We start from the raw sequence: 13,032 nt of genomic DNA on the forward strand, positions 1-13,032 counted from the left end.
TATGGGTCTGGAAATCGGGCTCGGTCATTACCTGACCGTAGCAGCAATCCTGTTCACGCTCGGCGTGTTCGGCATTTTCATCAACCGCAAGAACGTCATCGTCATCCTGATGTCGGTGGAACTCATCCTTCTGGCGGTGAACCTCAACCTGGTGGCCTTCAGTGCGCATCTCAATGACCTTCAGGGTCAGGTCTTTGCGCTGATGATCCTCACCGTGGCTGCCGCCGAGGCCGCCATTGGTCTGGCGATCCTGGTTATCTTCTACCGCAACCGCGGGACGATCGCGGTTGAAGACGTCAATATGATGAAGGGCTAAGAGCACCGCTATGATCATTCAGGCGATTGTTTTCCTGCCCCTCATCGGGGCACTTGTGGCCGGACTGCTCGGCCGTACCATCGGCCATCGGCCATCCGAGTTCATCACCACCGGCCTGTTGCTTATCGCGGCTGTGCTGAGCTGGATCGTGTTCATCCCCGTCGCCTTTGGTGACGGCCTGGTCGGCGCCGTGGGCGATGGCCATGCGGCCGTGGTCAAGGTCGAGGTGATGCGCTGGATCCAGGTCGGTGACATGGATCTGCGCTGGATCCTGCGTGTCGACACGCTGACTGCCATCATGCTGGTCGTGGTCAACACGGTCTCCGCACTCGTGCACGTCTACTCCATCGGCTATATGGAAGAAGACCCGCATCGTTCGCGCTTCTTTGCCTATCTCTCGCTCTTCACTTTCGCCATGCTCATGCTGGTGACCGCCGACAACTTCCTGCAGATGTTCTTCGGCTGGGAAGGCGTGGGTCTGGCCTCCTATCTGCTGATCGGCTTCTGGTACACCAAGCCCTCCGCTACGGCTGCCGCGATGAAGGCCTTCATCGTCAACCGCGTGGGTGACTTCGGCTTTGCCCTGGGCATTTTCGGCGCCTTTCTGGTGCTGGGTCACATCGATTTCGACGGTGCCTTCCACGCCGCCGACGAATTCGCCGTCACCGGCCTGCCGGTGATTCAGTTCCTCTCCTGGCAGCTCGATGCCATGACGGTTATCTGCCTGCTGCTGTTCATGGGTGCCATGGGCAAGTCGGCGCAGTTTCTGCTGCACACTTGGCTCCCGGACGCCATGGAAGGCCCGACCCCGGTGTCGGCACTGATCCATGCCGCCACCATGGTCACGGCCGGTGTCTTCATGGTTGCGCGTCTGTCGCCACTCTTTGAAACGTCGCCGGTCGCGCTGACTGTCGTCATCGTCATCGGTGCCATCACCGCCTTCTTCGCGGCAACTGTTGGCCTGGTGCAGAACGACATCAAGCGCGTCATCGCCTATTCGACTTGCTCGCAGCTTGGCTACATGTTCGTGGCGCTTGGGGTAGGGGCCTATTCGGCCGGTATCTTCCACCTGTTCACCCACGCCTTTTTCAAGGCTCTGCTGTTCCTCGGTGCCGGCTCGGTCATCCATGCCATGCACCATGAGCAGGACATGCGGAACATGGGGGGGCTGCGCAAGAAGATCCCCATCACCTATGCCATGATGATGATCGGTACGCTGGCCCTGACCGGCGTGGGCATCCCGGGCACCAATTTCGGTTTCGCCGGCTTCTTCTCCAAGGACGCCATCATCGAAAGCGCCTATGCTTTCGGCGGCAATGTCGGCTCGCTTGCCTTTTGGCTGCTGGTCGTGGCGGCGCTGTTCACCAGCTTCTATTCCTGGCGCCTGGTGCATCTGACCTTCCACGGCTCGCCGCGCGACGCGCAGCACCATGGCGAAGGTCCCCACCCTGATCCGGCCCATGCGGCCTTGGAAAGCCATGACGAGCCGATCGACGACAGCAATGCCGACGATCATGGCGACCATGGTCACCACGGCTCGGCTTACGATCACGCCCACGAGTCGCCCAATGTCATGCTGGTGCCGCTCTATGTGCTGGCCGTTGGTGCAGTGCTGGCTGGCGTGGTGTTCTACGGCATGTTCTTCCACGAGGTGGAGCATATCGAGCACTTCTTCGCCGGGTCGATCTATGTCGACCACCAGATCATCGACGACGCCCATCACGTCCCGACCTGGGTCAAGTGGAGCGCCACCATCGCCATGATCCTCGGCTTCGTCTCGGCCTGGTACATGTATATCCGCCGCCCGGATGTGCCCGGCCGGCTGGCTGCGACCAATCCGGGGCTCTACAAGTTCCTGCTCAACAAGTGGTACTTCGACGAGCTCTACAACACGATCTTCGTCAAGCCTGCGCTCTGGATCGGCAATGCGGTCTGGAAGGGCTTTGATGACTGGCTGGTCGACGGCAAGATTGCCGAGGGCCTTGGCCGTCGCGTCCAGAACGTCACGAGCTGGGTCGTCAAGCTCCAGTCCGGCTATCTCTACCATTATGCCTTCGCCATGCTCATCGGCATCGCGGCGCTGTTGACCTGGGCCATCGCGGCCGGGGGACTGATCTGATGACCTTTGAGAACTCTATCCTCACGCTCCTGACCTGGCTGCCGGTTCTCGGCGCAGCGATCCTGCTGTTCACGCCAAAGACCGCGCTGAATGCCATCCGCTGGATTGCACTGGCCACCACTATTGTTGTCTTCGTGCTTTCCCTGGCCCTCTGGCAGGCGTTCGACGCCTCCAGCGCCGGCTTCCAGTTCGTGGTCAACATGCCCTGGATCGGCGACTCGATCGGCTACCGCGTAGGCGTCGACGGCATTTCGGTGCTCTTTGTCGTGCTGACCGCGCTGCTGATGCCCGCCGCCGTTCTGGCGAGCTGGGACGTCGAGATGCGCGTCAAGGAATACATGATCGTGTTCCTGGTGCTCGAAACGCTGATGGTCGGCGTTTTCACCACGCTCGATCTGGCCATGTTCTACGTCTTCTTCGAAGGCACACTGTTGCCGATGTTCCTCATCATTGGCATCTGGGGTGGCGCGCAGCGCATTCAGGCGGCCTACAAGTTCTTCTTCTACACTTTCGTCGGCTCGGTGCTGATGCTGCTCGCCATGATGGGGATGTATTGGGACGCCGGCACCACGGACATTGTCCGCCTGCTTGGCCACGATTTCCCTGTCGGCATGCAGACTTGGCTGTGGCTGGCCTTCTTCGCCTCGCTGGCGGTCAAGATGCCCATGTGGCCCTTCCACCGCTGGCTGCCCGAAGCGCACGTACAGGCGCCAACGGCCGGTTCGGTGATCTTGGCGGCCATCCTGCTCAAGCTGGGCGGCTACGGCTTCCTGCGCTTTTCGCTGCCTATGTTCCCTGACGCTTCGGCGCAGTTCGCCAACTTCGTCTTCGTGCTCTCGGTCGCTGCCATCATCCTGACCTCGCTGGTGGCTCTGGTGCAGACCGACATCAAGAAGCTGATCGCCTATTCGTCGGTGGCCCACATGGGCTTCGTGACCATGGGTATCTTTGCCGGCAATGCCTTGGGCATCCAAGGCGCCATGTTCCAGATGATCAGCCACGGCATCGTGTCCGGCGCGCTCTTCCTGTGTGTTGGCGTCATTTATGACCGCATGCACACTCGCGAGATCTCTGCCTATGGCGGCCTTGTCGAACGCATGCCGCAATATGCCTTTGCGTTCATGGTCTTCACCATGGCCAATGTCGGCCTGCCGGGCACCTCTGGCTTCGTCGGTGAATTCCTCACCATGATCGGTGTCTTCCAGGTCAACACCTGGGTGGCCTTTGGTGCGGCCTTCGGCGTGATCTTCTCGGCCGGCTACGCCCTCTGGCTTTATCGCCGGGTGGTGTTCGGTGCGCTCACCAAGGACAGCCTGAAGGGCATTCTCGACCTCAACCTGCGCGAGAAAGTGGTGCTCTATCCGCTCATCGTGCTGACCGTGGTTTTTGGCTTCTATCCGGCCCCGATCCTCGATACGACCGCAGCTGCGGTCGACAATCTGGTCGCGCAATATTCGGCTGCCAACGGCCTCGATCCGGCTGTGGCCCAGGCCGAAGCCCGCGCCCCCCTTGAATATGTCGCGCCTGCCGAAGGCGCGGCCCAGCCGGCCGACGACCACGCGGCCGAGCCCGCTGCGCATTAGGAGACTGACGTGAACTCTGACGTTACCGATTTCGCGAGCCTGGCTCCTGCCTATCCCGAAGTGCTCATGGCATTGGGTATTCTGGTGCTCTTGCTGCTCGGCGTGGTGATCAATAAGGAGCGCTCGGCGCTCGTTTCCTGGCTCGCCGTGAGCCTGCTGGCCGCCACTGGCCTGCTGGTCATGCTACAGCCGGCCGACGGCGTCATCTTCAATGGCCTGTTCATCGCCGACAGCTTTGGCCGGTTCATGAAGGTGCTGGTCATTGGCGGCGCGGGCCTGGCCCTCATCCTCGCCATGTCCAATGCCGAGGAAAACGGCGTCCATAAATACGAGTATTCCGTGCTCGCGTTGCTTGCCACGCTGGGCATGATGGTCATGGTTTCTGCCAACGACCTGATGAGCCTCTATGTCGGTCTCGAGCTGCAGTCGCTCTCGCTCTATGTCATGGCCGCCATCAAGCGTGATGACCCGCGGGCCTCCGAAGCCGGCCTCAAGTACTTCGTGCTCGGCGCGCTGTCTTCGGGCTTGCTGCTCTACGGCGCCTCGCTGATCTATGGCTTCACCGGCCATACCAATCTGGGCGAGATCGTCATTGCCATCGCAAATGAAGGTCGCTCAGTCGGCCTGATCTTCGGCGTGGTGTTTCTGCTTGCTGGCGTTGCCTTCAAGATTTCGGCAGTGCCGTTCCACATGTGGACACCCGACGTTTATGAAGGCGCGCCGACCCCGGTCACCGCATTCTTTGCCATGGCGCCCAAGGTTGCGGCGATGACGCTGATGATCCGTCTGGTGATGGACACCTTTGCGCCCATCACCTCCGACTGGCAGCAGATCGTCATCTTCCTCTCGATTGCCTCCATGGTGCTTGCGGCCTTTGCCGCCATCGGGCAGCAGTCGCTCAAGCGCCTGATTGCCTACTCGTCTATCGGTCATGTCGGCTTTGCCCTTGTGGGCCTGTCCTCGGGTACCCAGGTCGGGGTGGAAGGCGTCGCCATCTACATGGCCATCTATGTGGCCATGACGGTCGGTCTGTTCGCCTGCCTGCTCTCATTCCGCACCGACACCGGCTATGTCGAAACCATCGATGATCTGGCTGGCGCTGCCCAGACCCGGCCCTTCGTGGCCGCCATCATGGCGATCCTGATGTTCTCGCTCATCGGCCTGCCGCCGCTTGCCGGGTTCTTTGCCAAGTGGCACGTCTTCCTGGCCGCCATTGAAGCCAACCTCTACGTGCTCTCGGTGATCGGCGTGCTCGCCTCGGCCGTCAGCGCCTTCTACTATCTGCGCGTGGTCAAGGTGATGTTCTTCGACGCGCCGATCAAGCAGTTCGCAGCTGTCCCTGGAGAGCTCAACATCATCATGGCAGCCTCCGGCTTCCTGGTCGTCACCTACTACTTCACGGTCGGCAATCCGCTCGCATCCTGGGCGCAGACAGCGGCCGGAAGCCTGTTCTAGTGCATCGGCCCGAAAAGTGGTTGCCGGTTTTCGGTCAGCCGATGCACCACATTGGACGTGGATCACACCGGACATGCCCGTCAGGGCATGTGGTGATCTAGGTGGCAAGGTTCGCCTTGGGTGCAAAAGCCCGCGATGCCGGATACCGGCTTGCGGGCTTTGACTCCATCGGCTCCACCAATAGCGAAGCTTTGGCTGCGGCGGCCGCAGGCGATCCCGGCGGCATCTGGTTTGCTGCCCTGCAACAGACTGCCGGCCGCGGCCGGCGGGGTAGGGAGTGGCATAGCCCTCACGGCAATCTGGCCGCCAGCCTCCTGGTCGTGCCCGATGCTTCGCCGGACACCATCGCCACGCTGGGTTTTGTGGCCGGTGTCGCTCTCAACGCCGGCCTCTCCGCTATTCTGCCGGGCGGCATGGTCCGCATTGGCATCGACGGGGCCGACGGCGCCGATGGCCGGTCGCGCATTGCGCTCAAATGGCCCAACGATGTTCTGGCCGACGGCGCCAAGCTGGCCGGCATCCTGCTCGAAACCACCAAGACAGCCGATGGACGTCAAGCCGTCATCATCGGCATTGGCGTCAATGTGGTTGCGGCGCCAGAAGGGGTGCCCTATCCAGCAACCTCGTTGCAGGCTCTCGGCGTCGCACGCTCGGCAGAGGACGTGTTCGAGGCCCTGTCTGACGCTTGGGTGGACGCTTTCAGCCTCTGGAACGATGGCCAGGGCGTCGGCGCGGTACTTACCCGCTGGCGGGGCGCTGCCGCAGGCATAGGCGCACCGGTGGCCATCAGCCAGGACGGCGTGGTGCGGCGGGGCATTTTTGAAACCATCGACTCCTCGGGTCGGTTGATCATTCGCGACGACGACGGCGCGCGGCATCCGATCACGGCGGGCGATGTGCATTTTGGGGCAACGGCCAGCGCCCGAAGCTGACCACAACATGAATGGCAGGGCGGCCGGCGACCTCGAGATCGTCCGGCGTCCTCCCAGACAAAGGAAAAATACCCATGGCTAAGAACCAAAGGGATGAACTCGTCTTCGTGCCGCTCGGCGGCGTTGGCGAAATCGGCATGAACATGGCTGCCTATGGCTTCGGCCCGGCGCATCGCCGCAAATGGATCGTCGTCGATTGCGGGGTCAGCTTTGGCGGCCCCGATCTGCCCGGCATCGAACTGATCATGGCCAATCCCGAATTTCTCGAGGAAAATGCCGACGACTTGCTGGCTTTGATCCTGACGCACAGCCACGAAGACCATTATGGCGCCGTGCTCGACCTCTGGCCCGTTTTTGACAAGCCCGTCTATGCGACCCCGTTTACCGCTGCCATGCTGGCCGCCAAGCGGGCAGGGGATGGGATCGTTGAAAATGTCGATGTGACTATTATGCAGCCGGGCAAGCCGTTCGACGTCGGCCCCTTCACCATCGAGCCGATCAATGTTGCGCACTCGATCCCGGAATCGAACGCCATCCTGATCACCACGCCGATTGGCCGCGCCCTGCATACCGGCGACTGGAAGCTCGATCCGACCCCGGTGATCAGCGCACCAACCAATTTTGATCGCCTCAAGAAGATCGGCGAGGACACGTCCTCACCGCTGGCGCTGATCTGCGACTCCACCAACGCAACCAAGGAAGGCGAAAGCCCAAGCGAACAGGAAGTCGGCGACAATCTCGCCAAGCTGATCGCTGATGCCCCGCACCGTGTTGCTGTCACGACCTTCGCCTCGAATGTCGGACGCGTGGTTTCCATCGTTCGCGCCGCCCATAAGGCAGGCCGCGAAGTGGTCCTTTCCGGGCGCTCGCTGCACCGGATCATGGGCATCGCCCGCGAGTTGGGCATGCTTGAAGGCTTGCCGACGCTGCACGACCAGGATGCCTATAAGTCCATTCCGCGCGACAAGTGCGTGCTGATTTGCACCGGCAGCCAGGGCGAGGCCCGTGCCGCCATTGCCCGTATCGCACGCGGCGATCATCCGGTGATCGACCTCAATGCCGGCGATCGCATGATCTTCTCGTCCTGGGCGATTCCCGGCAATGAGCGCGAAGTCATCGACATTCAGAACCTGCTGATCGACAAGGGCGTCGAACTCGTCACCGCCAATGACGCACTCGTCCATGTCACCGGCCACCCCCGTCGCGGCGAGCTGCAGAAGCTCTACTCCTGGGTCAAGCCCGAAGTGCTGGTACCGGTACACGGCGAATCCGTGCATCTGCAGGCCCATGCCAACCTCGGCCGGGCAGAGGGCATTCCCAATGTCTGCGAGGCTCGCAATGGCGATATGGTCCGGCTCTTCCCTGAGCCCATGGCCTATCCGGCCGAAGTGCGCACCGGCGAACTCTATCTCGATGGCCTGGTGCTCTGCACCCCCGAGGAAAGCGGCGTAAAGGGCCGCCGCCGCCTGTCCTTTGGCGGCATGGTCATCGTCAGCCTCTGCGTCAATGGCGGTGGTCAGGTCGTTTCAGGCCCCGACCTGGTGGTCGAAGGCCTGCCCGAAACGGATGAGGAATCGGTTACCGACCTCATCGAAGACACCATTACCGGCGTCATCAAGTCGATGCCCGCCAAGCGCCGCAGCGATACCGAAGTGCTCAACTCCGCCCTGTTCAAGGCCATCCGCAACGAGGTCAACGCTTTCTGGGGCCGCAAGCCCAACGTCTCGGTCTTCGTGCACCGGGTTTGATGTCACGCGCAGAGGCAAATCAACGAGCTTGTTCGTCATCCCACCCTCATTCCCTCCCCATCGAGGTGAGGGAGGCGCAGGTTGCGATGACGGTGTTCATCGTCGCCCTCCCCCTTGTGGGGAGGGTAGCGAAGCTGGACGCCTAGCGTCCCTAGCGTAGCTAGGGTGGGGGTGAGAGCGGATCGAATGCGAGTTTCCCGCCGCGACACCGCGCCGCTTCCCACAGGCCCCAATCCGCGTTAGGTAGCCCTATGCAGATCGCATCCCTCATCGCCGTCTATTTCGTGGTTTGGTGGCTCACCTTTGTGGCCGTCCTGCCCATCGGCAACCACAGCCACCATGAGAAGGGGGCTGAAATCGTCGCGGGGTCCGACCCCGGCGCACCGGTTGCCCCGCGCCTGATCTCGAAGATGCTGATCACCACTGCGCTGGCGGCCCTGTTTACCGCCCTTCTGCTGTGGGGCCTCAGCAACGAAACCCTGCAGGCCTACTGGAACCGCTGAGGTCTCAAGCCTCTTCTTCCACTCGTGGAGAAGGTGGCGCGCAGCGCCGGATGAGGGGCTTCGAACCGACACTGAGGGGAAACCGCTCCAGCGGCGCTATTTCTTCGCTACCGCGTGGACATGCGCCAGCTCCAGCGCGGCCACGATGTCCGCCTCATTGGCCGAAGCAAGAGTCATGGTCGTCCAGCCCTGGCGCCCCCAGCCATTGTCGATGGCGCGGAATATCTCCGGCGCCACCACGCACTTCAGTTCCTGCTCGTCTGGCGTGAATTTGATATTGGCGCTTCGACCGTCGGCCGCCAGGGTTGCAAAGGTGCGTTTTACTTTGAATGCGACCCTGTCGAAATGCGGCGCGGAGATTGCCCCCGGCAGGCTCATCGCTATTCGCGTGAATGTTGCGGAATCGGTCATAGCAACTTGTTCCTAAAACAAAAAAGCAGGGCACGAGGCCCTGCTTGAATGAGTTTGTTCGACAATACGTTGGTCTTAGGCGCGCTACGAAGCGGCTGCCAACGCTCCTCCCTTGACGTTGTCGACGTCCGGCGGTTTGGGCCGCCTTTGTTTTATTGCGGCGGACCCTAACAACAGAAAATCGCTCTGCCAAGTAGATTCTGCATAGCTTGCATGCTTGCATCGAATGGACGGTTGCGATTTGAGTGTGCATCAACAAATCCTGCGAGTCGAAGCACCTTTTTGTCGGAGTTCCCATGCGCCTTTCCCGCTATTTTCTGCCGGTGCTTCGTGATGTGCCCAAGGAAGCCGAGATCGTCTCGCACCGCCTGATGCTGCGCGCCGGCATGATCCGCCAGCAGGCCTCGGGCCTCTATTCCTGGCTGCCGCTCGGCTACAAAGTCTTGATGAAGGTGCAAAAGATCATCGAGGAGGAGCAGAACCGCTCCGGCGCGATTGAGCTGCTCATGCCCACCATCCAGTCCGCCGATCTCTGGCGCGAATCGGGCCGCTACGACGCCTATGGCAAGGAGATGCTGCGCATCGAGGACCGGCACGAGCGCGAATTCCTCTATGGCCCCACCAATGAGGAGATGATCACCGACATCTTCCGCACCTATGTGAAGTCCTACAAGGACCTGCCGCTCAACCTCTACCACATCCAGTGGAAGTTCCGCGACGAGGTGCGTCCGCGCTTTGGTACCATGCGCTCCCGTGAATTCCTGATGAAGGATGCCTATAGCTTCGACTTGACCAAGGAAGACGCGGTCAGGGCCTATGAGCGCATGTTCGTGGCCTATCTGCGCACCTATGCCCGCATGGGGCTGACCGCCATTCCGATGCGCGCCGATACCGGCCCCATCGGCGGCGATCTCAGCCACGAATGGATCATTCTGGCCGAAACCGGCGAAAGCCAGGTCTTCTGCCACCGCGATCTGCTTGACAAGCCCATTCCCGGCCAGGACACCGATTTCATGGGCGATCTCAAGCCCATCTTCAACGACTGGACCTCGCTCTACGCCGCCACCGAGGAAATGGTTGACCAAGGCGAGTACGAAGCCGCCGTCCCCGAGGACAAGCGCGTTTCCGCCCGCGGCATCGAGGTTGGTCACATCTTCTATTTCGGCACCAAATATTCCGAGCCCATGAAGGCCAGCGTCACTGGTCAGGATGGCAAGGAAACCATTGTGCATATGGGCTCCTATGGTATCGGCCTGACCCGCGTCGTGCCGGCCATCATCGAAGCCAGCCACGACGAAAACGGCATCATCTGGCCGGTTTCGGTCGCGCCCTTCGAGGCCGTCCTGATCAATCTCAAGGCCGGCGACGCCGACACCGACGCGGCCTGCGAAAAGCTCTACAATGAGCTGAACGCAGCCGGCCTCGACATGCTCTATGATGATCGCGACCAGCCGGCCGGCTCCAAATTCGCCACCGCCGATCTGGTCGGCATTCCCTATCAGCTCATCCTGGGGCCGCGCGGCCTTAAATCGGGCGAAGTTGAAATCAAGCATCGCAAGACCGGCGAGCGCGAATCGCTGCCGCTCACCGAGGCGGTCGCCCGTCTCAAGGGCCTGATCGAACCCCAACGGATGACCGACATTTGACCGACAGCGCGCCAATGCCGAGGGGAGGCCGGGCAACCCGGCCATTCGCCCGTTTCGAATGGTTGATCGCCGGGCGCTATCTGCGCGCCCGCCGCAAGGAAGCCTTCATCTCGGTCATTGCCAGCCTCACCATGGTGGGCGTCGCCATTGGCGTCGCAACGCTCATCGTCGTCATGTCGGTGATGAACGGTTTCCGTGGCGAACTGCTCGACAAGATCCTGGGCCTGAATGGACATTTCACTGCCCATCCCATCGAGAGCCAGTTCACCGACTACAAGGAAACCGTGGCCGCCCTTGAGCAGGTCGATGGCGTTTCCTTCGCCGTCTATTTCGTCGAGGGCCAGGTGCTGGCCTCCGGCCGTGGCTCGTCCACCGGCGTTTCCGTGCGCGGCATGGATGAGGAGAATCTCAAGAAGCTCGATCTGCTCTACACTTCGGCAGAGCAGGGCGGCTTCGACCAGTGGGACGGCAGCCGGGGCGTCGCCATCGGCTATCGTCTGGCGCAAACCTTGGGCGTCGGCATTGGCGATCAGGTGCAGATCATCAATCCCGATGGCGCCATGACGCCCTTCGGCTCGACCCCACAGATCCGCTCCTACCCGGTCAATGCCATCTACAATCTGGGCATGGTCGAGTTCGACAGCTTCTTCATGTATATGCCGCTCGAGGCCGCGCAGGACTACTTCCGCATGGTCGACGAGGTCCTCAAGCCCGGCATGGAGCGGCTCGATCCGCTCGCCTCGGATGAAGAGATCGACGCCGCGTATGAGCGCGTCCCCCGCGCCACGGCCGTCGAAGTCTTCATCGACGATCCCGATGAAGTGGCCCTGATGCGCCAACGCCTGCAATCGGCGCCCGGCGTGCGCCCGCTGATCCTGACCGACTGGCAGCAGCGCAACGAAACCTTCTTCTCGGCCCTCCAGGTCGAGCGCGTGGTGATGTTCACCATTCTCTCCATGATCATCCTCGTGGCTGCCTTCAACATCATCTCCAGCCTCATCATGCTGGTGAAGGACAAGGGCGCCGACATTGCGGTGCTGCGTACCATGGGCGCCACGCGCGGGGCGATCATGCGCATTTTTTCCATCACCGGTACCGCCATCGGCGTCATCGGCACACTGGTGGGTACCGTTATTGGCCTGATCGTCGCCGCCAATGCAGAGGCCCTGCGCGCCTCGATTTCCAATCTTCTCGGTGTGACCCTGTTCCCGCCAGAAGTCTTCTTCCTGTCTTCGCTCCCCAGTCGCACCGATCCCACAGAGGTCACCGTGGTGGTGTGCATGGCCTTGGGCCTGAGCTTCCTGGCCACGCTCTATCCCGCCTGGCGCGCCGCGCAATATGACCCGGTCGAGGCCCTGCGTTATGAGTAAGCCCCATCTCAAGCTCTCCGGCGTCCATCGCCATTATGGCGAAGGCGAGCGCCTTGTTCGCGTCCTGGAGGCCGCCGATCTGACCGTCGAGAGCGGCGAACTGGTTGCTCTTGTTGCGCCATCGGGGGCCGGCAAGTCCACGCTGCTGCACTTGTGTGGTTTGCTCGAATCCCCCCAAGGCGGCGAAATCGAAATCATCGGCCAGCCCACCAGTCGCCTCGGCGATCGCGCCCGCACCCAGCTCCGGCGCTCGACCGTCGGCTATGTCTATCAGTTCCATCACCTGCTGCCCGAATTCACCGCACTCGAAAATGTGGTTATGCCGCAGCTCATCGCCGGCCAGGACCAGAAAAAGGCCGAGGCCAGGGCCATGGAACTGCTCGACCTGCTTGGTGTGTCGCCTCGGGCAGAACACCGCCCGGCCGAATTGTCCGGTGGTGAACAGCAGCGCATTGCCATCGCCCGCGCCGCCGCCAATCATCCTCGCGTCGTTTTGGCCGACGAACCTACGGGCAATCTTGATCCTGAAACCAGTGATCTGGTGTTCGAAGCGCTCAAGGATCTGATCAAGAACGAAGGCGCCGCCGCCCTCATCGCCACCCACAATCACGACCTCGCCCGCCGCGCCGACCGAATCGTCACGCTCAAGGGCGGCCTGGTGGTGCCTCACACGCTTTGAGCCGTCCCGGAGGGCTGGGCGCACCGGTGGCGCGGCCGTTTGCATATTTCCACCCCCGCCAGACGTCACTCTCGGGCCCAAGCATCTAAATAAGTAATCCCCGCGCGCAAACCCTCCTTCATACTCCTCTCATCCCCGTCACACACGCGGCCCCGACGCAGGGCCGGGCGGGGAGGCCGGGAAGAGGGGCGCCTCTTTACGCGGGTAGAAGCTCGGCAGCCGGACCTGCAATAACGGTACCGCCTGAATCCGGACCCGTGGAAAATCCGT

General features: G+C 61.7%; 11 protein-coding genes. 10 read left to right on the top strand and 1 reads right to left on the bottom strand.

Annotation, left to right across the window (positions count from 1 at the left end):
• Positions 1-7 precede the first annotated feature (7 nt).
• The 7 genes from nuoK to GO014_RS03465 all read left to right on the top strand — a co-directional run bounded on the left by nuoK (position 8) and on the right by GO014_RS03465 (position 8,656).
• Positions 8-316 carry an NADH-quinone oxidoreductase subunit NuoK gene (gene nuoK / locus GO014_RS03435; protein ID WP_116590553.1) on the top strand — a complete coding sequence of 103 codons (309 nt, stop codon included), beginning with the start codon at positions 8-10 and terminating at the stop codon, positions 314-316.
• Positions 317-326: 10 nt separating this feature from the next.
• A complete protein-coding gene (gene nuoL / locus GO014_RS03440; protein WP_157289121.1) occupies positions 327-2,435 on the top strand; it encodes an NADH-quinone oxidoreductase subunit L in 2,109 nt (702 codons plus the stop codon).
• Complete coding sequence (locus GO014_RS03445) at positions 2,435-4,018, top strand: NADH-quinone oxidoreductase subunit M (RefSeq protein WP_157289122.1); 1,584 nt, start codon at positions 2,435-2,437, stop codon at positions 4,016-4,018. Before nuoL ends, GO014_RS03445 begins: the two co-directional genes overlap by 1 nt.
• A 9-nt stretch (positions 4,019-4,027) precedes the next feature.
• Positions 4,028-5,473, top strand: a complete 1,446-nt coding sequence (gene nuoN / locus GO014_RS03450) for an NADH-quinone oxidoreductase subunit NuoN (RefSeq protein WP_343030744.1) — start codon at positions 4,028-4,030, stop codon at positions 5,471-5,473.
• Positions 5,474-5,574: 101 nt separating this feature from the next.
• On the top strand, positions 5,575-6,405 hold the full coding sequence (locus GO014_RS03455) for a biotin--[acetyl-CoA-carboxylase] ligase (RefSeq protein ID WP_343030745.1): 831 nt from the start codon (positions 5,575-5,577) through the stop codon (positions 6,403-6,405).
• Positions 6,406-6,479: 74 nt separating this feature from the next.
• Positions 6,480-8,153 (top strand): ribonuclease J, encoded by a 1,674-nt coding sequence (locus GO014_RS03460; protein ID WP_157289123.1) that lies wholly within the window; start codon positions 6,480-6,482, stop codon positions 8,151-8,153.
• 251 nt (positions 8,154-8,404) lie between these two features.
• Complete coding sequence (locus tag GO014_RS03465) at positions 8,405-8,656, top strand: DUF1467 family protein (protein WP_116590436.1); 252 nt, start codon at positions 8,405-8,407, stop codon at positions 8,654-8,656.
• 96 nt (positions 8,657-8,752) lie between these two features.
• Here GO014_RS03465 and GO014_RS03470 read toward each other — a convergent pair whose 3' ends face one another.
• Entirely contained in the window at positions 8,753-9,067 is a 315-nt protein-coding gene (locus GO014_RS03470; RefSeq protein ID WP_157289124.1) for an MmcQ/YjbR family DNA-binding protein, read from the bottom strand.
• A gap of 296 nt (positions 9,068-9,363) precedes the next feature.
• Between GO014_RS03470 and proS the strand changes: the two genes are divergently transcribed.
• From proS to GO014_RS03485, 3 genes are read left to right on the top strand one after another with little or no spacing between them, the layout of a single operon-like run.
• Entirely contained in the window at positions 9,364-10,713 is a 1,350-nt protein-coding gene (proS, locus tag GO014_RS03475; protein WP_116590434.1) for a proline--tRNA ligase, read from the top strand.
• A 14-nt stretch (positions 10,714-10,727) separates the two neighbouring features.
• Entirely contained in the window at positions 10,728-12,083 is a 1,356-nt protein-coding gene (locus GO014_RS03480; protein ID WP_157289794.1) for an ABC transporter permease, read from the top strand.
• Positions 12,076-12,762 (top strand): ABC transporter ATP-binding protein, encoded by a 687-nt coding sequence (locus tag GO014_RS03485; RefSeq protein WP_157289125.1) that lies wholly within the window; start codon positions 12,076-12,078, stop codon positions 12,760-12,762. Before GO014_RS03480 ends, GO014_RS03485 begins: the two co-directional genes overlap by 8 nt.
• Positions 12,763-13,032 lie beyond the last annotated feature (270 nt).

This window comes from Devosia marina, assembly GCF_009758415.1.
Lineage (GTDB): Bacteria > Pseudomonadota > Alphaproteobacteria > Rhizobiales > Devosiaceae > Devosia > Devosia marina.

Excerpts from the sequence above, each read along its gene's own strand:
- nuoL (WP_157289121.1), top strand. The coding sequence starts at position 327 with ATGATCATTCAGGCGATTGTTTTCCTGCCCCTCATCGGGGCACTTGTG.
- GO014_RS03445 (WP_157289122.1), top strand. The coding sequence starts at position 2,435 with ATGACCTTTGAGAACTCTATCCTCACGCTCCTGACCTGGCTGCCGGTT.
- GO014_RS03460 (WP_157289123.1), top strand. The coding sequence starts at position 6,480 with ATGGCTAAGAACCAAAGGGATGAACTCGTCTTCGTGCCGCTCGGCGGC.
- GO014_RS03465 (WP_116590436.1), top strand. The coding sequence starts at position 8,405 with ATGCAGATCGCATCCCTCATCGCCGTCTATTTCGTGGTTTGGTGGCTC.
- GO014_RS03470 (WP_157289124.1), bottom strand. The coding sequence starts at position 9,067 with ATGACCGATTCCGCAACATTCACGCGAATAGCGATGAGCCTGCCGGGG.
- proS (WP_116590434.1), top strand. The coding sequence starts at position 9,364 with ATGCGCCTTTCCCGCTATTTTCTGCCGGTGCTTCGTGATGTGCCCAAG.
- GO014_RS03480 (WP_157289794.1), top strand. The coding sequence starts at position 10,728 with ATGCCGAGGGGAGGCCGGGCAACCCGGCCATTCGCCCGTTTCGAATGG.
- GO014_RS03485 (WP_157289125.1), top strand. The coding sequence starts at position 12,076 with ATGAGTAAGCCCCATCTCAAGCTCTCCGGCGTCCATCGCCATTATGGC.